The organism is Micrococcus sp. 63XJN7_6_ISO-PGPR-S23-444 (assembly GCF_058072765.1).
In genome coordinates this window covers 785936-807186 of the sequence record NZ_CM176516.1, presented here as the reverse complement: position 1 = coordinate 807186, position 21251 = coordinate 785936, and the positions used below count along the sequence as shown (strand labels likewise).

General features: G+C 73.8%; 19 protein-coding genes. All 19 read right to left on the bottom strand.

What is annotated here, in order from left to right; translation table 11 throughout:
• Nucleotides 1–28: 28 nt before the first annotated feature.
• Nucleotides 29–922 (bottom strand): F0F1 ATP synthase subunit gamma, encoded by an 894-nt coding sequence (locus AC3RJ9_RS03720; protein WP_206495693.1) that lies wholly within the window; start codon nucleotides 920–922, stop codon nucleotides 29–31.
• A gap of 83 nt (nucleotides 923–1005) precedes the next feature.
• On the bottom strand, nucleotides 1006–2640 hold the full coding sequence (gene atpA / locus AC3RJ9_RS03715; protein WP_036341407.1) for a F0F1 ATP synthase subunit alpha: 1635 nt from the start codon (nucleotides 2638–2640) through the stop codon (nucleotides 1006–1008).
• Between the two features lie 90 nt (nucleotides 2641–2730).
• A complete protein-coding gene (locus AC3RJ9_RS03710; RefSeq protein ID WP_036313053.1) occupies nucleotides 2731–3546 on the bottom strand; it encodes a F0F1 ATP synthase subunit delta in 816 nt (271 codons plus the stop codon).
• Entirely contained in the window at nucleotides 3543–4097 is a 555-nt protein-coding gene (locus AC3RJ9_RS03705; protein ID WP_036313055.1) for a F0F1 ATP synthase subunit B, read from the bottom strand. The genes AC3RJ9_RS03710 and AC3RJ9_RS03705 overlap by 4 nt, the downstream gene beginning before the upstream one ends.
• A gap of 84 nt (nucleotides 4098–4181) precedes the next feature.
• Complete coding sequence (locus AC3RJ9_RS03700) at nucleotides 4182–4397, bottom strand: ATP synthase subunit C (protein ID WP_002857264.1); 216 nt, start codon at nucleotides 4395–4397, stop codon at nucleotides 4182–4184.
• Between the two features lie 150 nt (nucleotides 4398–4547).
• Entirely contained in the window at nucleotides 4548–5348 is an 801-nt protein-coding gene (gene atpB / locus AC3RJ9_RS03695; protein ID WP_002857266.1) for a F0F1 ATP synthase subunit A, read from the bottom strand.
• A 231-nt stretch (nucleotides 5349–5579) separates the two neighbouring features.
• Entirely contained in the window at nucleotides 5580–6014 is a 435-nt protein-coding gene (locus AC3RJ9_RS03690) for a hypothetical protein (RefSeq protein WP_036341344.1), read from the bottom strand.
• Nucleotides 6011–7150 (bottom strand): MraY family glycosyltransferase, encoded by a 1140-nt coding sequence (locus tag AC3RJ9_RS03685; protein ID WP_123244122.1) that lies wholly within the window; start codon nucleotides 7148–7150, stop codon nucleotides 6011–6013. Before AC3RJ9_RS03685 ends, AC3RJ9_RS03690 begins: the two co-directional genes overlap by 4 nt.
• A gap of 9 nt (nucleotides 7151–7159) precedes the next feature.
• Nucleotides 7160–7894, bottom strand: a complete 735-nt coding sequence (locus AC3RJ9_RS03680; RefSeq protein WP_123244121.1) for an L-threonylcarbamoyladenylate synthase — start codon at nucleotides 7892–7894, stop codon at nucleotides 7160–7162.
• Nucleotides 7891–8793 carry a peptide chain release factor N(5)-glutamine methyltransferase gene (gene prmC / locus AC3RJ9_RS03675; protein WP_095346545.1) on the bottom strand — a complete coding sequence of 301 codons (903 nt, stop codon included), beginning with the start codon at nucleotides 8791–8793 and terminating at the stop codon, nucleotides 7891–7893. Before prmC ends, AC3RJ9_RS03680 begins: the two co-directional genes overlap by 4 nt.
• A complete protein-coding gene (prfA, locus tag AC3RJ9_RS03670; RefSeq protein ID WP_036341356.1) occupies nucleotides 8790–9899 on the bottom strand; it encodes a peptide chain release factor 1 in 1110 nt (369 codons plus the stop codon). Before prfA ends, prmC begins: the two co-directional genes overlap by 4 nt.
• Before the next feature lie 115 nt (nucleotides 9900–10014).
• Entirely contained in the window at nucleotides 10015–12084 is a 2070-nt protein-coding gene (gene rho, locus AC3RJ9_RS03665) for a transcription termination factor Rho (protein WP_206495691.1), read from the bottom strand.
• Between the two features lie 320 nt (nucleotides 12085–12404).
• A complete protein-coding gene (gene thrB, locus AC3RJ9_RS03660; protein WP_095346551.1) occupies nucleotides 12405–13358 on the bottom strand; it encodes a homoserine kinase in 954 nt (317 codons plus the stop codon).
• A gap of 3 nt (nucleotides 13359–13361) precedes the next feature.
• Nucleotides 13362–14474, bottom strand: coding sequence for a threonine synthase (thrC, locus tag AC3RJ9_RS03655; protein ID WP_036313078.1), 1113 nt, complete (start codon nucleotides 14472–14474; stop codon nucleotides 13362–13364).
• A gap of 3 nt (nucleotides 14475–14477) precedes the next feature.
• The gene (locus tag AC3RJ9_RS03650) at nucleotides 14478–15800 is read right to left on the bottom strand and encodes a homoserine dehydrogenase (protein WP_206495690.1); all 1323 of its coding nucleotides are present in this window, start codon (nucleotides 15798–15800) and stop codon (nucleotides 14478–14480) included.
• 172 nt (nucleotides 15801–15972) lie between these two features.
• Nucleotides 15973–17445 carry a diaminopimelate decarboxylase gene (gene lysA / locus AC3RJ9_RS03645; protein WP_489727711.1) on the bottom strand — a complete coding sequence of 491 codons (1473 nt, stop codon included), beginning with the start codon at nucleotides 17443–17445 and terminating at the stop codon, nucleotides 15973–15975.
• Between the two features lie 8 nt (nucleotides 17446–17453).
• Complete coding sequence (gene argS, locus AC3RJ9_RS03640) at nucleotides 17454–19124, bottom strand: arginine--tRNA ligase (RefSeq protein WP_206495689.1); 1671 nt, start codon at nucleotides 19122–19124, stop codon at nucleotides 17454–17456.
• A 114-nt stretch (nucleotides 19125–19238) separates the two neighbouring features.
• The gene (moeB, locus tag AC3RJ9_RS03635) at nucleotides 19239–20435 is read right to left on the bottom strand and encodes a molybdopterin-synthase adenylyltransferase MoeB (protein ID WP_044659215.1); all 1197 of its coding nucleotides are present in this window, start codon (nucleotides 20433–20435) and stop codon (nucleotides 19239–19241) included.
• Nucleotides 20432–21250, bottom strand: a complete 819-nt coding sequence (locus tag AC3RJ9_RS03630) for a thiazole synthase (RefSeq protein ID WP_036316581.1) — start codon at nucleotides 21248–21250, stop codon at nucleotides 20432–20434. Before AC3RJ9_RS03630 ends, moeB begins: the two co-directional genes overlap by 4 nt.
• Between the last annotated feature and the right edge of the window lies 1 nt (nucleotide 21251).

The window sequence follows — 21251 nt, the reverse complement described above, 5'->3', positions numbered from 1 at the left end:
TGGCGAGTCTGGTGAGTCCCGAACGGGCTCAGGAGTTGTTGAGCGCGTCCGCGCCCGCGATGAGCTCGGTGAGCTCCTGGGTGATCTCGGCCTGACGGGCGTTGTTCATCAGGAGGGTGTAGTCCTTGATGAGGCTCGTGGCGTTGTCGCCCGCCGACTTCATGGCGCGCTGACGGTTGGCGAGCTCCGAGGCCGCCGACTGCAGCATCGCGTTGAAGATGCGCGACTCGATGTACTTGGGCAGCAGCGCGTCGAGGACCTCCTCCGCGTCCGGCTCGTACTCGTAGAGCGGCAGCACGTCCTCGGCGGTGGCGGCCTCCTCGTCGACGACCTCGAGGGGCAGCAGGCGCACCACGTGGGGGTTCTGCTTCACGAGCGAGACGAACTCGGTGAACACGACGTGGATCTCGTCCACGCCGCCGTCGGCCGTGTCCGTGAGGAACGCGTCCACGAGCACCTCGCCGATCTCGGCGGCGCGCTCGGCGACGGGGGCGTCCGTCTGACCGGTCCACAGCTGCTTGTAGCCGCGGCCACGGAAGTCGAAGTACGTCTGCGCCTTGCGGCCGACGACGTACACGTCCACGTCCTTGCCCTCCTCACCGAGGCGGGTGAGGAGCTGCTCGGCCTTGCGCAGCACGTTCGCGGAGTACGCGCCGGCGAGGCCGCGGTCCGAGGACATGATGAGCACGGCCGCCCGGGTCGGATTCTCGGGCTCCGTGGTGAGGACATGATCGATGTCGTGCTGGCTCGACACGGCCGAGACGGCGCGGGTGATCGCGTTCGCATACGGCAGCGACGCGCTGACGCGCTCACGTGCCTTGGTGATGCGAGACGTGGCGATCAGCTCCATCGCCTTGAAGATCTTCTTCATCGACGACGTCGACGCGATCTTCTGACGGTAGACCCGGATCTGGGCTCCCATGGTGGTCCTTTCCCTGGCGGGAGGGCAGCCCGGCGTCGTCCCCGTGGGGCCCGACGCCGGACCGCTCCCTCACCGACCGGCGGTCAGCGCTTCTGCTTGGTGATCTGCTCCTGCGCGACCTGGTCCTGCTCGATCGCGCGATGCTCCTCGTGACCGGCCCGCACGCCGCCCTCCTCGGAGGACTGGAAGCCCTTCGAGAACTCGGCGACGGCCGACTCGAGCGCGGACACGGTGCCGTCCTCGAGCTTGCCGGTGGAGGCGATGTCGGTCAGGACGGAGGTGTGGCGACGCAGGTGGTCGATGAACTCGCGCTCGAAGCGCAGCACGTCCTGCACCGGCACCTCGTCGAGGTGGCCCTTGGAGCCGGCCCAGATGGACACGACCTGCTCCTCGACCGGGTAGGGCGAGTACTGGGGCTGCTTGAGCAGCTCCATGAGGCGCTCACCGCGGGCGAGCTGGCGGCGGGTGGCCGGGTCCAGGTCCGAGGCGAACATGGAGAACGCCTGCTGGTCGCGGTACTGCGCCAGGTCCAGCTTCAGCGTGCCGGAGACCTTCTTCATGGCCTTGACCTGGGCGGCGCCGCCCACGCGGGACACCGAGATGCCCACGTCCACGGCGGGACGCTGGTTGGCGTTGAACAGGTCCGACTGCAGGAAGATCTGGCCGTCGGTGATGGAGATGACGTTGGTCGGGATGTAGGCCGAGACGTCGTTCGCCTTGGTCTCGATGATCGGCAGGCCGGTCATCGAGCCCGCGCCCATCTCGTCCGAGAGCTTGGCGCAGCGCTCGAGGAGCCGGGAGTGCAGGTAGAAGACGTCGCCCGGGTAGGCCTCGCGGCCCGGCGGGCGGCGCAGCAGCAGGGAGACGGCGCGGTAGGCCTCGGCCTGCTTCGACAGGTCGTCGAAGATGATCAGCACGTGCTTGCCGCCGTACATCCAGTGCTGGCCGATGGCCGAGCCGGCGTAGGGGGCGAGGTACTTGAAGCCGGCCGGGTCGGACGCCGGGGAGGCCACGATCGTGGTGTACTCCAGGGCGCCGTGCTCCTCCAGCGTGGCGCGGACGCCGGCGATGGTGGAGGCCTTCTGGCCCACGGCCACGTAGACGCAGCGGACCTGCTTCTCGACGTCGCCCGACTCCCAGTTGGCCTTCTGGTTGAGGATCGTGTCCACGGCGATGGCGGTCTTGCCGGTCTGGCGGTCACCGATGATCAGCTGACGCTGGCCACGGCCGATCGGGATCATGGCGTCGATGGCCTTCATGCCGGTCTGCAGCGGCTCGTGGACCGACTTGCGCTCGGTCACGGTCGGCGCCTGCAGCTCGAGGGCGCGGCGGCCCTCGGCCTCGATCGGGCCCAGGTCGTCGATGGGCTGGCCCAGCGGGTCCACCACGCGGCCCAGGAAGGCATCGCCCACCGGGACGGAGAGGATCTCGCCGGTGCGCTGCACCTCCATGCCCTCGCGGATCTCCTGGAACTCGCCGAGGACGACGACACCGATCTCGCGGGTGTCGAGGTTTTGGGCCAGGCCCTGGATGCCGTTCTCGAAGCGCAGCAGCTCGTTCGCCATGACGGAGGGCAGACCCTCCACACGAGCGATGCCGTCCGCCGCGGAGATGACACGGCCGACCTCGGTGCGATCGGTGCCCGACGGTTCGTACGATGCCGCGAATTCGTTCAAGGCATTGCGGACATCGTCAGCGTTGATGGTCAATTCGGCCATCTGCAGTCCCTGCTCTCTGTGCTTGGTGATCATCGACGTGACGATGATGCTTACGTTCGTGGGTGTTCCGGATGCGGGCGGGGGCCGGCGTCAGCCGGCCATCCGCCGCTGGAGGTCGTGGAGGCGCGAGGCCATGGACCCGTCGACGACGTCGTCGCCGACCTGGACGCGGACGCCGCCCACCACGTGGGGGTCCACCGTCACGTCCATGACGAGATCGCGGCCGAAGGCGCGGCGCAGGCCCAGGGCCAGCCGCTCCTGCTGCTCGGCCTCGAGCGGCCGGGCCACGGTCACCTCGGCGATCCACTGGCGCTGCCGCTCGGCGACGACGTCCGCGGCCTTGCGGATAGCGGCGGACGGCTTCAGGCCGCGCGGGGCCGAGACGGCGCGCTCGACCAGCAGTCGGCCGGCCGGGCTGGCCGACTCGCCCAGGAGACGACCGGCCAGAGCGGCCCGCGCCTCGAGGGGTGCGTGCTGATCGGTGAGCGCCCGCTGCAGCTCGTGCGAGTCCTCCACCGTGCGGTTGAAGGCCAGCAGCTCGCCCAAGAGGGCGGCCAGGCCCGCGTGTCCGCCGCGTGCGGCCTCCGCGGCGGCCGCGTGCACGGCCACCGTCTCGAGGGCGTCCCCGAGATCGCGCTCCGCGGACCAGCGGCGGCCGGCCAGGTCCTTGAGGACCTGCAGTGCACCGGGGGTCACCCGGGCGCCGAACAGCGAGTCGACGAGGCCGTGACGGCGCTCGGTGGTCCAGGCGGGGTCGGTCAGGGCGCGGCGCAGGGCGCCGTGCTCGTCCACCACGTCCAGCGCGCCGAACAGCTCGCGTGCCAGGGCCACGCCGCCCTCGTCCAGCACCGGACCGACGGCCTCCAGGGAGGCGGCCAGAGAGTCCCTCGATGCGCCCGTCATCATTCGGCGACACCTGCGCTCTGGTGACGGTCCAGGTCAGCCAGGAAGCGGTCGACCACGCGCTGCGAGCGGGCGTCGTCCTCGAGGGACTCGCCCACGATCTTGCCGGCCAGGGTCGTGGCCAGCGAGCCGACCTCGCCCTTGAGCTGCGCGGCGGCCTGCTGGCGCTCGGCGGCGATCTGCGCCTGCGCCTGCTCGGAGATGCGCCTCGCCTCGGCGGTCGCGCGCTCGCGCGCCTCGGCCACGATCTCGGCGGCCTCGGTGCGGGCATCCTCGCGGATGCGGTTCGCCTCGGTGCGGGCGTCCGCCAGCTGCGACTCGTAGTCCGCCATCATCGCGTTCGCCTCGGCCTGGGCCTTCTCAGCCTTGGCCAGACCGCCCTCGATCGCCTCGACACGGTCCTGGTAGGACTTCTCGAGGGTCGGGACGATGAACTTGATGACGATGAACATGAGCAGGGCGAAGCCCACCACGACGACGAGGATCTCCCACGGGTTGGGGATCAGGGGGTTGGCCCCCTCAGCTGCCGCGAGGATCAGTCCGTTGCTGATCATGTTTCAACCATCCTTCGGTCAAGAGTCCTATGGAGATGGAGCACCGACGGTCTCACCGTGCGGGCGCTCCGTGGACGCGGCGCGTCAGGCGCCGATGACGAAGGCGAAGACGAGGCCCAGGATGGCGAGGGCCTCGGCGAGCGCGAAGCCCAGGAGGGCGATCGGCTGCAGGATGCGCTGGGCCTCCGGCTGACGGGCGACGCCGTTGATGTAGGCGGCGAAGATCAGGCCCACGCCGATGGCGGAGCCGATGGCGGCGAGGCCGTAGCCGATCATGTTGAGCGAACCGTGCAGTTCCATGGTGTTCCTTTCACGAGGCCGAGGTGTCCGGCCGGGTTGTGGAGGGTCGGCCTCCCGGGTGGTCCTCCTGCGGAGGGCCGGGAAGACTGGTGGCGGGCTCTCCCGCCGTACCGCGGCCGCCTGGGTCGTGCCCGAGGCGGCCCCGGAAGATCAGTGGTCGTTCGCGTCGATCGCGCCCTGGATGTAGATCGCGGTCAGCAGCGTGAAGACGAAGGCCTGCAGGTACATGATCAGCAGCTCGAGGAAGTACAGGGCCACCGAGCCGAGGATGACCAGGATGCCGGTGCCCTGCAGGGCCAGGCTGCCGGTCTGCGTGATCAGGTAGGCGGCACCGGCGCCGGCGAGCATCACGATCATGTGGCCAGAGAGCATGGTGGCCATCAGACGCAGGGAGTGGGTCAGCGGGCGCACGATGAAGTTGGAGATGATCTCCAGCGGCACGAGCAGCGGCAGGATCCAGCCGGGCACACCCGAGGGCACGACGGCCAGCTTCAGGTAGCGCACGCCGTGGCGCTTGATGCCGACGCCGATCCAGATCGCGTAGACGATGAGGGCCAGGCCGTAGGCGGCGCCCGCGTGGGAGAAGGTCGGCAGCTGCAGCACCGGGATGGCGCCGAACAGGTTGTTCAGCAGCACGAAGAAGAAGATGGCGAAGAGCAGCGGGACCCACTGCTTGAAGTTCTTCTCGCCCAGGATGTCCTTCGCGATGTCGTTCCGGACGAAGGAGTAGCCGGACTCGGCGAGCCACTGGGCCTTGCCGGGCACGAGCCGGGGACGGCGCATAGCCCACGCGAAGAAGGCGGTGATGAGCACTACGGAGAGCAGGACGAGCAGCATCTGCTTGCCGAAGCCGGTGCCGTACTCCGCACCCCAGGGGAAGATCTCCGGGAGGTGACCATCAGAGATGGTGGGGGGCACGAATGATGCGTTGGCCAGCACGAGGGTCAGCACGCGGTTCCTCTCCGAAGTGATGCAGTCGACGGGACCGCAGCCTCGTCCCCGGACCACAGGCGGGCGCCGCGACATTGCGGGGGTACCGGTGCGATGCGAGACACGGATGGCGGCAGGTGGGCGCCGTCGAAGTGTTCGCCGCCAACGATACCAAACGGTGACCCGTGCTCCGTACCGCAGACGGGGCCCATCGCATGGCCCCCGGCTCGGTGTCTTCGCCCCTCGGGCGGGTCAGTCGGCGTAGATCCCGCGGCGGGTCCGCGCGAAGACGAGGACCTCCGCGGCCTGCCAGACGAGGATCGTCACGAGGGCGGCGATCGCCGCCGCGTCCGCCCGGACCCAGCCGGGGCGGGGCAGGACCCCCAGCAGCACCGCGAACACCGCGATCTTGAGCACGAACAGCCCCACGCTGACCGGCAGCGCCGCCTCGCGCGCCCGGTCCCACACGAGTGCCGTCGTCGCCCCGGTGAGCGCAGAGAGCGCGAGCACCGCGCCGCCGCCCAGCAGGGCGCTGCCGGCCGCCTCCCCGCCGGCGGAGAGCAGCCACGCGGCGCACGTGATCGCCAGGGCAGCCCCCGCCGCGGCCAGGGACCACCCGAGGATCCCCCACCAGCCGCGGCGGTTCTCCCAGCGGCGCCGGCGTCGGCGACCGCCCGCCCCGGTCACGCGTCCCCCCGCTCGTCCGGGTGGGCCGCGGCGTCGTGCCGGTCCGCGCGACGGCGCTCCACGATCGGATGCAGGGTGAGGTAGCCGGCTCCGGCCAGGGCCACGGCGAGCACGGGCAGGACGATCATGGGGTCCACGAAGTTCAGGGACACCGCGCCCCAGGCCACGAGGAACGCCCAGAGCCAGAGCAGCGCGACGGCCTGCGCCTGGGTGTAGCCGCCGTCCACGAGCTTGTGGTGCAGGTGCCCGCGGTCCGCCGAGAAGGGGCTGGTGCCCTTGGCCGTCCGGCGCAGCACGGCCAGGGCCAGGTCCGCGAGCGGCAGGGCGAGGACGGCGACGGGCAGCAGGATGGGCATGTAGGCGGGGACGTTGCGGAAGCGCATCCCGTCCAGGGCGTTCACGTCGGCGGTCACGGCGACCGCGGCCGCCGCCATCAGCAGGCCGATGAGCATGGCCCCCACCTCGCCCATGAAGATGCGGGCCGGGGACAGGTTCCACGGCAGGAAGCCCACGCACGCGCCGACGAGCAGGGCCATGAGCAGGGTGGCGAGGTTGGCGTAGTCGAACTGGTTGATGGTCCGCGTCAGCAGATACGAGTAGACGAAGAAGGCCGAGCCGCCGATCAGCGCGACGCCCGCCGCCAGGCCGTCCAGACCGTCCACGAAGTTGATCGCGTTCATCGTCAGCACCACGGCGAACACCGTGAGGATGACCTGCGTGGTCTCGTTCCCCACCGGGATCCAGCCCACCGGCATCGCCTCGATGCGGATCCCGCCCAGGGCCACCGCGAGTCCGGCCAGCACCTGGCCGGCCATCTTCACCCACCAGCGCAGGTCCCACATGTCGTCGGCGATGCCCACGACGAGCACGACGGCGACGGCAACCAGGAGCCCGCGCATCGCGGCGTCGTCCGCGTAGATCCCCTGGAGGAACGGCACGACTCCCCCGACGGCGAATCCCACCAGCACGGCCGCGGCCATGGCCACGCCGCCCAGCTTCGGCACGGGGTGCCGGTGCACGTCCCGCTGGCGCAGCGGGGTGAACACGCGCGCGCGCAGCCCGAGCCGGCGCATGAGGGGCGTCAGGGACCCGCAGGCGACGGCCGTGACCATGACCAGGACGAGATACGCGCGCATGGCGGCCGGTCAGGCCTCCCGGTCGGCGGGACGCGCCGCGGCGGCGTCGTCGGCGGCCGCGATCCGCTCGGCGGCGACCGGCGGCTCCTCGCCCTCGGCGAGCAGGTCCGGCACCACCGCGCGCAGCTCCTCCAGGGGCACGGAGCCCTGCCGGGCCACGCGGAACGGGGTGACGGTGCAGTCCACGATCGTCGAGGGATCCCGGCTCTCGCGGGGGCCGGCGTCGAGGTAGAGGGCCACGGACTCCCCCAGCATCGAGCGGGCGGCGTCGGCGGTGGTGGCGGCGTCCATGCCGGTGCGGTTCGCGCTGGAGACGGCCATGGGGCCGACGGCGTAGAGCAGCTCGCGGGCCACCTCGTCGTCGGGCACGCGCAGGGCGACGGTGCCGCGGGTCTCGCCGAGGTCCCACGTCAGCGTGGGCTGGGACTTGAGGATGAGCGTGAGGGCGCCGGGCCAGAAGCGCTCGGCGAGGGCCTCGGCCTCCTCCGGCACGTCGTACGCGAGGCCCGCCATGACGCGGCGGTCCGCGATGAGCACGGGCGGCGGCATGGTGCGGCCACGGCCCTTGGCGGCCAGCAGCACGGCCACGGCCAGCGGGGAGAACGCGTCCGCTCCGATGCCGTAGACGGTGTCCGTGGGCAGGACCACGCAGCCGCGGTCCGCGAGGACCTCGCGGGCGCGGGCCACGGCATCCTCGAGGGCGGCCGGATCCGAGACGTCGATGAAGTCACTCACGTCGGTCATTCTTCCACCTCCGCGCCCGCCGCGGCTTCGCCGGACCGGCGCGCCGTCAGGAACCGGTCCCGTCCGGTGAGGTCCTGGTGGACTCGTTCGCCCGTGAACCGGGGGTCCGCACCGAGGGCGGACAAGAGGGCCGGGCCCTGCGTCTCGTGGTGCTCCATGGCGAACAGGCCGCCCGGGGCGAGCAGGCCCGCCGCCCGGTGCGCGATGGCCCGCGGGATCCGCAGCCCGGGCGTGTCCCCGCCGTAGAGCGCCCGCGCCGGGTCCAGTCGGGCCTCCGGTTGGGCGGGCACCTCGGCCTCGGGCACATAGGGCGGGTTGCTCACGACGACGTCCACGCGGCCCTCGAGGTCGGGGCATGCGACAAGGGCATCACCTTGTCGCAGGTCGACCCCGCGCGGGGCGAGGTTCCGCCGGGCCCAGTCGGCCGCCGTCGGGTCGAGCTCGACGGCGGTGACGGCGAGCGGGCGGCCCCGCGCCTCGCCCCACGCCGCGACGGCCGCGGCGATCGCGCCGGAGCCGGTGCACAGGTCCACCACGACGCCCGCCGCGGGCCGCGCGGCCAGGTCGGCCACGACGGTCTCCACGAGCCGCTCGGTCTCCGGCCGCGGGATGAAGACGCCCGGGCCGACCGCGAGGTCGAGCCCGTGGAAGTGCGCGACGCCGGTCAGGTGCTGGACGGGCTCGCGGGCGGCGCGGCGCCCGATGAGCGTCTCGAACGCCGCCGCCTGCGCGGGCTCGGCCACGGCCCCGGCGAACACCCGGGCCAGCAGCGCGCCGCGGTCGAGTCCGAGCACGTGGGCCAGCAGCAGCTCGGCGTCCACGCGCGGCGAGTCGATGCCCGCCGCGGTCAGGCGGGCGGCGGCGTCGCGCAGCAGCGCGGACCAGGCCGGTGCGCTCACGCGTCCCCGCCCAGCGCGGCGAGCCGCCGCTGCTCGTCGAGGGCGAGGCAGGAGGCGATCACGGCCTCGAGGTCGCCGTCGAGGACCGCGTCGAGGTTGTGCGCCTTGTAGCCGGTGCGGTGGTCCGCGATCCGGTTCTCCGGGAAGTTGTAGGTGCGGATGCGTTCCGAGCGGTCCATGGTGCGCACCTGCGCGGCGCGCGCCGCGGAGTCCTCGGCGTCCTGCTCCGCCCGCTGCCGCTCGAGCAGCCGCGACCGCAGCACGCGCAGCGCGGCCTCGCGGTTCTGGATCTGGGACTTCTCGTTCTGCATGGAGACGACGATCCCCGTGGGCAGGTGCGTCAGGCGCACCGCGGAGTCGGTCGTGTTGACGGACTGGCCGCCCGGCCCGGAGGAGCGGAAGACGTCCACCTTGAGGTCGTTCGGATCGAGGTGGACCTCGTCCGGGGCGTCCACCTCGGGCAGCACGAGCACGCCGGCGGCGGAGGTGTGGATGCGGCCCTGGGACTCGGTGACGGGCACGCGCTGCACTCGGTGCACGCCGCCCTCGAACTTGAGCCGGGCGTAGACGCCGTCGGCCGGGTCGGCCGCGCTCCCCCGCACCGCCACGTGGACGTCCTTGTAGCCGCCCAGGTCGGAGTGCGTGGCGGAGAGGACCTCCGTCTTCCAGCCCCGGGAGTCGGCGTAGCGCAGGTACATGCGCAGCAGGTCGCCGGCGAACAGGGCCGCCTCCTCGCCGCCCTCGCCGCCCTTGATCTCGAGGATCACGTCACGCGCGTCGTCGGGGTCGCGCGGGATCAGCAGCCGGCGCAGCCGTTCGGCGGCCTCGGCCTCGGCCGCCTCCAGACCGGGCACCTCGGCCGCGAAGGCCGCCGCGTCGTCGTCGCCGGCCGCGGCCAGCTCCCGCGCGTCGGCCAGCTCCTCCGCGGCCGCCGACCAGGCGCGGTGCGCCGTCACCACGGCGCCGAGCTCGGCGAACCGCCGGTTCAGCCTCCGGGCGAGCGCCGGGTCCTGGTGCACCGCCGGGTCGGACAGGCGCGCCGTCAGCTCGCGATGCTCCGCCAGGAGCCGATCCACGGCCTCGCGCCGCTGCTCCGAATCGAACACGTGCGTGCCTCTCCTCCTCCGGCCTCAGCGGGCCGGGCTGTCCGACGCGGACGGCCCCGCCCCGTCCGGCGGAGACGAGCTCCCCCGGGCGGGACGGGGCCGTGCGACGGGGCGGTCAGTCGTCACCCTTGGACCCCAGCGTGGTCTTGGAGACCAGCATGAGGAACTCGGCGTTGGACGCGGTGTCCTTGATCTTGTTGGTGAGCAGGTCGAGGGCCTGCTGCTGCTCGAGGCCGGAGAGCACCCGGCGCAGCTTCCACATGATCTTGACCTCCTCCTGCGAGAGCAGGGCCTCCTCGCGGCGGGTGCCGGACGCGTTGACGTCCACCGCCGGGAAGATGCGGCGCTCAGCGAGGTGGCGGGACAGGCGCAGCTCCATGTTGCCGGTGCCCTTGAACTCCTCGAAGATCACCTCGTCCATGCGCGAGCCGGTCTCGACCAGCGCGGTGGCCAGGATGGTCAGCGAGCCGCCGTTCTCGATGTTGCGGGCGGCGCCGAAGAACTTCTTCGGCGGGTACAGAGCCGAGGAGTCCACACCGCCGGAGAGGATGCGGCCCGAGGCCGGGGCGGCCAGGTTGTAGGCGCGGCCCAGGCGGGTCATGGAGTCGAGCAGCACGACGACGTCGCGGCCCATCTCCACGAGGCGCTTGGCGCGCTCGATGGCCAGCTCGGCGAGGGTGGTGTGGTCGTCCGCCGGGCGGTCGAACGTGGAGGCGATGACCTCGCCGTCCACCGACCGCTGCATGTCGGTGACCTCCTCGGGGCGCTCGTCCACGAGCACCATCATGAGGTGGACCTCGGGGTTGTTCGTCTTGATCGCGTTGGCGATCGACTGCAGGATCATCGTCTTGCCGGCCTTGGGCGGGGAGACGATGAGGCCGCGCTGGCCCTTGCCGATGGGGCTGACCAGGTCGATCACGCGGGGGCCGATCAGCTTGGGATCGGTCTCCAGGCGCAGGCGCTCCTGCGGGTACAGCGGCACGAGCTTGCCGAACTCCACGCGCTGCGGGTGCTCGACGGCGGGCTGGCCGTTGACCGAGGAGATCTTCACCAGGGCGTTGAACTTCTGGCGGTTGGAGCCGCCGCCGTGGTGCTGCTGCTTCTCTCCGTCGCGCGAGGCGCGGATCGCGCCGACGACGGCGTCGCCCTTGCGCAGACCGTACTTCTTCACCATGGCCAGGGAGACGTAGACGTCGTTCGGGCCCGGCAGGTAGCCGGAGGTGCGGACGAACGCGTAGTTGTCCAGCACGTCGAGAATGCCGGCCACGGGCTGCAGGACGTCATCCTCGGTCAGCTCGGTCTCGTCGACCTCGGGGCCGCCGCGGCCACGGCGGTTGCGGCCGCGCTCGTTGCGGTTGCGGCGGTTGCGACGGTTGCGGCCGCCCTCGTCGTCGCGGTCGTCGCGGCGGCTGCGGTCCCCGCGTCCGCCGTCGCCCCGGCCGCCGTCCTCGGACTTGTCGCCGCGCTGCTCGCGCGAGCCGTCACGGCCGTTCTCACGGTCCCGATTGTTCTCGCGGCCGTTCTCGCGGTCACGGCCGTTCTCACGGTCACGCCCGTTGCGGCCGTTGCGGCCGCGGCCGTTCTCGCGCCCGTTGTCGTCACGGTCCTCCCTGTCGCCGCGGCGGTCCGCGCCGTCCTCGCCCCGGGCGCCGTCGGAGCGACGGTCCTGACCCTGCTGGGCGTCGTCGTCGCCGGCGCGGCGGCCGCGGGAGCGGCGCTCGGACTGCGGGCGGCCCTCGCCCTCGTCGCGGGTCTCGGACCCCTCGGACCGATCCTGGTCCGAGGCGGTCTCCCGGGGGGCCTGCTCCGTCTGGTCCTCGCGGGCCTCGGCCTGGGGCTGCCCGTCCTGGGCGGCGGCCGGAGCCGAGGTGTCGGCATCGGCGCGGCGCGAGCGGCGGCGGGCCGGGCGCTCGGCGGCCGGGGCGGCGTCCTCTGAGGACGCGGCCGCCGGGGCGGCCTCGGCGGCGGGGGCCGCGGTGGTCTGGGCCGCGCGCTCGGCGGCGTCGCGGTCCGCCACGGAGCCGCCGCGCTGGTGGTCGGAGATCGCGGTCACCAGGTCGGCCTTGCGCATGCGCGAGCCGCCGGCGATGCCGAGCTGGGAGGCCAGGGCCTGGAGCTGGGCGAGCTTGAGCGAGGCCAGGCCACCGCCGTTCGTCGGCGTGGTCTGTTCCGTGGATTCGGTCACGAAGGTTCCTTCTCCCTCGAATGCGGCCCGGCGGCGCGTGGCGCGTCGGGCTGCGGTGTGCATCCGGTCGGGCCGCGCAGCGGCGCCCCAGAAAACCGGGTTTCATGGTGTGAACTCAGCAGTGGCGCCTCCCCTGATCGTGCGCAGTCGCTGCGTGACGGGGCGGAGGCGTCCGGACTCGACCGAGCCGGAAGGGGTCCCGCACGCCGGCCGTGCGCAGCACGGGATGGATCGCGGCGGGGTTCCGGCCGACGGCGCACGGTGCGTCCGGCCGTCACTGGCCCGGGCACCGGAGACCCGGGCCGCGCGAGGCGGTGGGGTCAGCCGTGGTGGAGTGATTCCACCCTAACACCGTCCACGGCCACGCACGGCACCAGCACGCGCCAGGAGGCCGCCCCGTCCGCCGTCAGAGCACGCGCCGCCTCCGCGGCGTGCTCGGCCGCCTGGACGCCGTCGCACAGCGCGAGCACCGTGGGACCTGCGCCGGAGACGACAGCGGCATGGCCGCGCTCGCGCAGCCCCGCGACCAGTGCGGCGCTGGCCGGCATGGTCACGGCGCGCGGCTCCTGGTGCAGCCAGTCCCGCGTGGCGGCCAGCAGCAGCGCGGGGTCCTCCGCCAGCGCGTGGACGAGCAGCGCGGCACGGCCGGCCTGGGCCGCCGCCACGGCGTGGGGCACCTCGGCGGGCAGCACGCCCCGGGCGACGTGGGTGGACAGCTCGGTGTCCGGGATCGCGACCACCGGCACCACGCGCTCGTGCAGCCGCAGCCGCGCCGTGGCCGGGCCGGGGACGTCGTCACGGGTCCAGGAGACGGTGGCCCCGCCCACGAGCGCGGGGGCGACGTTGTCCGGGTGCCCCTCGAAGCGGGTGGCCGCCTCGAGCAGGTCCGCGGGCGCCCGGCGCAGCGCGGCCGGCAGCAGGGCCTCGGCCGCGGCGTAGGCCGCGACGACGGCGGCCGCGGACGAGCCGAGCCCGCGGGCGTGCGGGATCCGGTTCACGGCGCGCAGGTGCAGCCCCGGCGCGGTGAACCCGCGGTCCCGCAGGTGCTCGCGCGCCAGGCGCAGGATCAGGTGCGCCCCGTCCCGCGGCAGGGTGGCCTCCCCCTCCCCCTCGACCTCCGCGACGTCGGGACCCGCCACGACCGTGAGCGTCACCTCGTCGCGCAGCTCCAGGGCCAGGCCCATCGAGTCGAAGCCGGGGCCGAGGTTGGCGGACGTGGCGGGGACGGAGACGGACGCGGCGGTCCCGGGCGCCAGCGGCTGCGGTGCGGCCATGGCTCAGCTCAGGCCGAGGGCCTGGGCGACGGTGACCACGTCGAACGGCACCGAGCGCGGGGTCACGTCGGCGCCGTCGGCGCCGCGCAGGGCCCACTGCGGGTCCTTGAGGCCGTGGCCGGTGACGGTGATGACCCAGCTCTTGCCGGCCGGCACGTTCCCGGCGGCGTGGTGCTTGAGCAGCCCGGCGACGCCGGCGGCGGAGGCGGGCTCGACGAACACGCCCTCCTTCGCGGAGAGCCAGCGATGGGCCTCGAGGATCTCCTCGTCCGTGACGGAGTCGATCATCCCGCCGGACTCGTCGCGGGCGGCCTCGGCCTGCTCCCACGAGGCCGGGTTGCCGATCCGGATGGCGGTGGCGATCGTGTCCGGGTCCGTCACGGGGTGGCCCTGGACGATCGGGGCGGCGCCCGCGGCCTGGAAGCCCCACATCACGGGGGTCTTCGTGGCCACCGCGGGCAGCTCGGCGTCCGAGGCGCCCTCGTGCGGGTTCACGTAGGGGGCGGCGTACTCGCGGTAGCCCTTCCAGTACGCGGTGATGTTGCCGGCGTTGCCCACGGGCAGCAGGTGGTAGTCCGGGGCGTCGCCGAGGGTGTCCACGACCTCGAACGCGCCGGTCTTCTGCCCCTCGATGCGGGCCGGGTTGACGGAGTTCACGAGGAACACGGGGTAGTTCTCGGCCAGCTTGCGGGCCACCTCGAGGCAGTCGTCGAAGTTGCCCTGCACCTGGAGGATCTCCGCGCCGTGGGCCACGGCCTGGGACATCTTGCCCATCGAGATCTTCCCCTCAGGCACGAGCACGGCGCACGTGATCCCGGCCTGCGCGGCGTAGGCCGCCGCCGAGGCGGACGTGTTGCCGGTGGACGCGCAGACGACGGCCTTCGCGCCGTCCGCGACGGCGGCGGTGATCGCCATGGTCATGCCGCGGTCCTTGAAGGAGCCGGTCGGGTTCATGCCCTCGAACTTCACGTGCACGGTGCCCTGCACCAGCTCGGAGAGGTGGGGGGCGTGGATGAGCGGGGTGCCGCCCTCGCCGAGGGTGATCACGCGCGTGTCCTCGGTGACGGGCAGGCGGTCGGCGTACTCGCGGACGACGCCGCGCCACTGGTGGGCCATGGGTCAGTTCCCTTCGACTCGGAGGACGGACGCGACCTCGTGGACGACGTCCAGGGCGGCGAGCGCCTCGACGGTGGCGTCGAGGTCGCGCTGCCGCGCACGGTGGGTGATCAGCCGCAGGGACGCGCCGGGGGCGTCCTCGCGCTCGGACGGGACCTGGCGCAGCGTCTCGATGGAGACGCCGTGCTCCTCGAACACCCCGGCGACGCGGCGCAGCACGCCGGGCTGGTCCGCCGCGCGCAGCACGACCATGAAGGAGGTGTGGGCCTCGGCCGGGTCCAGGGCGGGCAGGGCGGTGACGGGGGTCCGCAGGCGCGCCGGGCCGCCGCGCACGATGCGCTGGGCGATCGAGACGACGTCGCCCATCACCGCGGAGGCGGTGGGGGCGCCGCCGGCGCCGGGACCGTAGAACATGAGCTCGCCGGCGTTCTCGGCCTCCACGAAGACGGCGTTGAACGCCCCGCGCACGGAGGACAGCGGGTGCTCCCGCGGCAGCAGGGTGGGGTGCACGCGCAAGACCGCACCCTGGGCGCCGTCGGCGGCGCGGCCGCGCTCGGCGATCGCCAGCAGCTTGATGACGTAGCCCGCCTCCGCGGCGGCGGCGTTGTCCTCGGCCGTGATCGCGGTGATGCCCGCGACGGCCACCTGGTCCAGGGTGTACGGCGCGCCGAACGCGATGGTCGCCAGGATCGCGGCCTTCGCGGCGGCGTCGTGGCCCTCGACGTCGGCGGTCGGGTCGGCCTCGGCGTAGCCGAGCCGCTGGGCCTCGGCGAGGGCGTCGTCGAAGTCCGCCCCTTCGGAGTCCATCCGGTCGAGGATGAAGTTGGTGGTGCCGTTGGCGATGCCCATCACGCGGGTGACGCGGTCGCCGCCCAGGGAGTCGCGCAGCGGGCGCAGGATCGGGATGGCGCCGGCGACGGCGGCCTCGAAGCTGAGCTGCGCGCCGGTGGCGGCGGCCGCGGCGTACAGCTCCTCGCCGTGCTGGGCCAGCAGCGCCTTGTTGCCGGTCACCACGGACGTGCCGGCGGCCAGGGCGCGCAGGATCAGGGTGCGGGCCGGCTCGATGCCGCCCATCAGCTCGATGACGACGTCCGCGCCGTCCACGAGCGCCTCGGCGTCGGTGGTGTAGAGCGCCGGGTCCGCCTGCCAGTCGCGCGTCGCGCCCGTGTCCCGCACCGCGATGCCCGTGAGCTCGAGGTCGGCGCCCACGCGGTCCCGCAGGATGTCGGCGTCCTCGGTGAGGATCCGGGCGGTCTGGGACCCCACGGTCCCGCCGCCCAGCAGGGCGACCTTGAGGGCGGTGGGGGCGTCGGTGTGCTGGGGCATGGTCCTCCGGGGTCAAGGATCGGGGTCGGTGCCGCGCGATCGCGCGGTTCGGCTGGCCTCGAATCTAGCGCGGCGCCCCGGCTCGTCCCGCCGCGCGACACTCGGTGTCCGCAGAGCGGGACGCCCGCACCCGGCCCCGAGGCCGGCGGCCGGGTGCGCTTCGCCCGCTGCCTCAGCGGCCGAGGCGCGGATCGGCCTCGCGGGCGAACAGGTCCTCCTGCGTCTCGCGGCGGATGATCACCCGCGCCTGCCCGTCGGAGACCGCGACGACGGCCGGGCGGGCCAGCGCGTTGTAGTTCGAGGACATCACGTGCGTGTACGCGCCCGTGGCCGGCACGGCCAGCAGGTCGCCGCGGCCCAGGTCGGCCGGCAGGTACACGTCGCGGACGAGGATGTCGCCGGACTCGCAGTGCTTGCCCACCACACGGGAGAGCACCGGCTCGGCCTCCGAGGTGCGGCGCGCGGAGACGGCGGTGTAGTCGGCGTCGTAGAGGACGGGACGCGGGTTGTCGGACATGCCGCCGTCCACGGCGACGTAGCGGCGGGCCGCGGTGCCGCCGTCGGGGGCGTCCACGTCCACGGTCTTGGTCACCCCGACCGTGTAGAGGGTCAGCCCCGCGGGGCCCGAGATGGCCCGCCCCGGCTCGAGCGAGATGCGCGGGCACGCCAGGCCGAGGCGCTCGACGGTCTTCTGGACGTCGTCGGCGAGGGCGTCGGCGATCTCCGCGGCCGGACGGGGCTCGTCCACGGCCGTGTAGGCGATGCCGTGGCCGCCCCCGAGGTCGAGCTCGGCCAGCTCCACCCCGTGCTCGGCCTTGACCTCGGCGAGGAACTCGAGCACGCGTCCGGCCGCCAGCCCGAAGCCCTCGGCCTCGAAGATCTGGGACCCGATGTGGCAGTGCACGCCCAGCAGCTCGATCGACTCGGCGGCCAGGGCCGCGGCCACGGCGACGGCGGCCGGCGAGCGGCCGGCCACATTGCCGTCCCGGTCGGTGGAGGCCGGGGCCAGGGAGAGCCCGAACTTCTGGTCCTCGTGCGCGGTGGCGATGAAGTCGTGGGTGTGCGCGTGCACGCCCGGGGTCAGCCGGAGCATCACGGGGGCGCGGCGGCCGGCCTCGGCCGCGAGCGCGGCCAGGTGGGTGAGCTCGTCGAGCGAGTCCACGATGATCCGACCCACGCCCGCCTCCAGGGCCGTGCGCAGCTCGGCGTCCGACTTGTTGTTGCCGTGCAGGCCGATGTGGGCCGGGTCGATGCCGGCGGCCAGCGCGATCGCCAGCTCGCCGCCCGAGGCGGTGTCCACGCGCAGGCCCTCCTCGGCGGCCCAGCGGGCGGTGGAGAGGGTGAGCATGGACTTGCCGGCGTAGTAGACGTCCGCTCCCCCGCACAGGTCGGCGAAGGCGGCGTCGAAGCCCTTGCGGAACGCGCGGGCGCGGGCGCGGAAGTCGTCCTCGTCCACCACGAGCAGCGGCGTGCCGAACTCCGCGGCGAGCGCGCTCGCGCGCAGGCCCTGGACGGTGAGCTCGCCGTCGGCGGCGCGGTCCACGCCGGCGGCCCACAGGCCGGGCACGAGCGCGTCCGGGTCCCCCGGTGCGGGGAGCCAGGCGGGGGCGAGCGGGGAGGCGGGGGCGGGCTGCGGCGTCCTCATCCGGGCGCTCACATCTTCTCCGGGGCGGTCACGCCGAGCAGGCCGAGACCGTTGGCCAGCACCTGGGCGGTGGCGTCGTTGAGCCACAGGCGGGTGCGGTTGAGGGTCTCCACGGGACGCGGCGTCCCGTCGTCGGTGGGCATGGGCACGATGCGGCAGGCGGCGTACCACGAGTGGTAGGCCCCGGCGATCACCTCGAGGTGGCGGGCCACGCGGTGGGGCTCGCGCAGGCGCGCCGCCGCGCCGACGACGGCCGGGAACTCCGCCAGCTGGGCCAGCAGCTCCGACTCGGTGGCGTGGGTGAGCAGGGCGGCGTCGAACTCGGAGCGGTCCACGCCGTGGGCCTGCGCGGTGCGCGCCGCGCCCGAGGCGCGGGCGTGGGCGTACTGCACGTAGTAGACGGGGTTGTCGTTCGTGGCGGAGCGCAGCAGCTCGGGGTCGATCGTCAGGGGCGAGTCCGCGGGGTAGCGGGCCAGGTCGTAGCGCAGGGCGTCGCGGCCGAGCCACTCCACGAGGTCCTTGAGCTCGATGATGTTGCCGGCGCGCTTGGAGAGCTTCGCGCCGTTGACCGAGATGAGCTGGCCGATGAGGATCTCGATGTTCGTCGCCGGGTCGTCGCCGGCGGCGGCGGCGATCGCCTTGAGGCGGTTCACGTAGCCGTGGTGGTCGGCGCCGAGCAGGTACACCTTCTCCTCGAAGCCGCGGTCGCGCTTGTGGAGGTAGTAGGCGGCGTCGGCGGCGAAGTAGGTGGGCTCCCCGTTGGCGCGGATGAGCACGCGGTCCTTGTCGTCGCCGAAGTCGGTGGTCTTGAGCCACACGGCGCCCTCGCGGTCCTCGATGTGGCCCTGCTCGCGCAGCCGCTGCACGGCCTGGCCGATCGCGCCGGAGTCGTGGAGCGTCTGCTCCGAGGTGAACACGTCGAAGTGCACGTCGAAGGCGGCGAGCGTGTCCTTGATGTCCTGCATCTGGAGCCGGTACGCGGCCTCGCGGACCACCGGGCGGGCGGCCTCGTCCGTCAGCTCGCGCACGTCCGGGTGCTCGAGGGCGACGGCGTCGGCCAGCTCCTGCACGTACGCGCCCGGGTAGCCGCCCGCGGGGACGTCGCGGCCGTGCAGGCGGGCGAGGACCGAGTCGGCGAACACGTTCATCTGGTTGCCGGCGTCGTTGACGTAGTACTCGGCGGTGACGTCCGCGCCGGAGGCGCGCAGGAGGCGGGCGATCGCGTCGCCCAGCGCGGCCCAGCGGGTGTGTCCGATGTGCAGCGGGCCGGTGGGGTTGGCGGAGACGAACTCCATGTTCACGGTGTGCCCGGCCAGGGCGTCGTTGCGGCCGTACTCCGGGCCGGCCTCGACGATCTCGCGGGCCAGGGCGCCGGCCGAGGCCGCGTCCAGGGTGACGTTGAGAAAGCCGGGGCCGGCGACGTCGACGGCGGCGATGCCCGGCTTGTCGGTCAGGCGCTCGGCTACGAGCCCGGCGAGGTCGCGCGGGGCCATCCCGGCCTTCTTGCCCAGCTGGAGGGCGACGTTGGTGGCCCAGTCGCCGTGCTCGCGGCTGCGGGGTCGCTCCACCTTCACGCGCGCGGGGGTGATCTCCTCCCGCAGCGCGGCGGGGAGGTCACCGGCATCGACGGCGTCGGTGAGGACAGCGGACAGCAGGGCGGAGAGGTCTTCGGGCTTCACCCGCGCAAGTCTACGGAAGGGCCGCCGCGCCCGTGCGCGTGCGAACGAACCCTGCGAGATGGCCCCCTCCGGCCCGCGGTGGGGGCCATCTCGCAGGGTTCGTCGGGGTGGGGGTCAGGCGGGCCAGGCGGCGAGGCCGCCGGCGAGGGACAGGACGCGCCCGCCGGCGCTCGGGTCGGCCCCGACGACGGCGTCCCGCGCCCGGGCCGACCGGGCTCCGGCGGCGCAGTAGACCACCAGGACGCGGTCCTGCCCGGGCGCGAGGGCCGCCGGCTCCGCGAGGACGGCCTCGAGCGGGACGTGCCGATCGGCCACCGTCGCGGGGGCCTCAACCCGGCGCAGGCGGCGCTCCCAGTCCTCGCGGACGTCGAGCAGGGTGAGGGACGCGGCCCGGGCGGGGTCGGCGAGCAGGGCGGCCAGCGCGGCGGGGGCGATCTCCCCGCCCGCGGCGCCGCACGCCTCCGCCGAGCCGGGGGCGCCGGCGTCGTCCGGGCGGGGGGCCTGGTCCGCGTGGGCGGACAGGTCCGTCACGGGGGTCCGCTCGGGGTCGGGCACGAGCCGCAGCTCACGGAAGCGCATCGTCAGGGCGTCCACGGAGAGCAGCCGCCCGACCAGGGGCTCACCCACCCCGGAGAGCAGCTTGATCGCCTCGGCCGCCATGAGGGAGCCGATGATCCCGGGCAGCACCCCGAGCACTCCGGCCTGCGCGCACGAGGGCACCTCGCCGGGTTCGGGCCGCTCCGGGAACACGTCCCGGTACAGCGGCCCGCCCGGGGCGAACACGCTCACCTGCCCCGCGAACCGCAGGATCGCGCCCCACACCACGGGCACGCCCGCGATCTCGCACGCGTCGGCCACGAGGTAGCGGGTCGCGTAGTTGTCCGTGCCGTCGAGCACGAGGTCCACGGCGCCGACCCGTTCGAGCGCGTTGGCCGCGGTCAGGCGTTCGCGGTGCTCGACCACGCGCACCTCGGGGTGCAGGCCGCGCATCGTCGCGGCGGCGGAGGCGGTCTTGGGGCGGCCGAGGTCCGCCTCGGCGTGGATCACCTGGCGGTGCAGGTTGGAGCGGTCCACCACGTCGTCGTCGATCACGTGGACCTCCCCCACGCCCGCGGCGGCGAGGTAGGTCAGCACGGGCGCCCCGAGGCCGCCGGCGCCGACCACGAGGACGCGGGAGCGCAGCAGCGCCAGCTGGGCCTCGGGGCCGAAGCCGTCCAGGCTCAGGTGGCGGGCGAAGCGCTCCAGCTGGGTGTCGGACAGCGCGGTGAGGTCGCGGGGCTCGCGGGCGGCGGGGTCCAGGGCGGCGGTCACCGCTCGTCCTCCTCGGCCGTGACCCGCCCGGCCATCGGCGAGGAGGCCAGGGCGTGCTCGCGGCGCGGGATGCGCCCGGCACGGCGGGCGTGGAAGCCCGCCTCGAGCGCGAGCCGGCACGCGTGGGCCATGCGGGCGGGCTCGGCGGCGCGCGTGATCGCCGAGGCGGCGAGCACGGCGTCGCAGCCGGCCTCCATCGCCAGGGCGACGTCCGAGGCGGTGCCCACGCCGGCGTCGAGCACGATCGGCACGGAGGCGCGGGAGACGATCAGCTCCAGGTGTGCGCGGTTGAGGATGCCCAGCCCCGAGCCGATCGGCGAGCCCAGCGGCATGACGGCGGCGGCGCCGGCCTGCTCGAGGCGCAGCGCCATGGCGGGGTCGTCCGAGGTGTAGGCCAGGACGGTGAAGCCGTCGGCGGCGAGCCGCTCGGTGGCCTCGAGGGTCTCGACGACGTCGGGCAGCAGGGTGCGCTCATCGGCGATGACCTCGACCTTCACGAGGTCGGTCTCGAGCGCCTCCCGGCCGAGCCGGGCGGTGAGCACGGCGTCCCGGGCGGTGTAGCAGCCGGCGGTGTTGGGCAGCACGTCGATGCCGAGGCGGTCCAGCAGCGCGACCAGGCCGTCACGGGTGTCCGCGGACCAGCGGCGCAGCGCCACGGTGGTGAGCGTGGTGCCGGAGGCGACGAGGGCGCCCTCGAGGGCGGTCAGGTCGGTGATGCCGCCCGTGCCCATGATGAGCCGGGAGGCCAGGTCGTAGCCGCCGATCCGCAGCGGCGGGATCGCGGGGGCGGCGGGCGGGGTGCGGTGCTCGGCCATC

Excerpts from the sequence above, each read along its gene's own strand:
- AC3RJ9_RS03720 (WP_206495693.1), bottom strand. The coding sequence starts at position 922 with ATGGGAGCCCAGATCCGGGTCTACCGTCAGAAGATCGCGTCGACGTCG.
- atpA (WP_036341407.1), bottom strand. The coding sequence starts at position 2,640 with ATGGCCGAATTGACCATCAACGCTGACGATGTCCGCAATGCCTTGAAC.
- AC3RJ9_RS03710 (WP_036313053.1), bottom strand. The coding sequence starts at position 3,546 with ATGATGACGGGCGCATCGAGGGACTCTCTGGCCGCCTCCCTGGAGGCC.
- AC3RJ9_RS03705 (WP_036313055.1), bottom strand. The coding sequence starts at position 4,097 with ATGATCAGCAACGGACTGATCCTCGCGGCAGCTGAGGGGGCCAACCCC.
- AC3RJ9_RS03700 (WP_002857264.1), bottom strand. The coding sequence starts at position 4,397 with ATGGAACTGCACGGTTCGCTCAACATGATCGGCTACGGCCTCGCCGCC.
- AC3RJ9_RS03685 (WP_123244122.1), bottom strand. The coding sequence starts at position 7,150 with ATGCGCGCGTATCTCGTCCTGGTCATGGTCACGGCCGTCGCCTGCGGG.
- AC3RJ9_RS03680 (WP_123244121.1), bottom strand. The coding sequence starts at position 7,894 with ATGACCGACGTGAGTGACTTCATCGACGTCTCGGATCCGGCCGCCCTC.
- thrB (WP_095346551.1), bottom strand. The coding sequence starts at position 13,358 with ATGGCCGCACCGCAGCCGCTGGCGCCCGGGACCGCCGCGTCCGTCTCC.
- thrC (WP_036313078.1), bottom strand. The coding sequence starts at position 14,474 with ATGGCCCACCAGTGGCGCGGCGTCGTCCGCGAGTACGCCGACCGCCTG.
- AC3RJ9_RS03650 (WP_206495690.1), bottom strand. The coding sequence starts at position 15,800 with ATGCCCCAGCACACCGACGCCCCCACCGCCCTCAAGGTCGCCCTGCTG.
- lysA (WP_489727711.1), bottom strand. The coding sequence starts at position 17,445 with ATGAGGACGCCGCAGCCCGCCCCCGCCTCCCCGCTCGCCCCCGCCTGG.
- AC3RJ9_RS03630 (WP_036316581.1), bottom strand. The coding sequence starts at position 21,250 with ATGGCCGAGCACCGCACCCCGCCCGCCGCCCCCGCGATCCCGCCGCTG.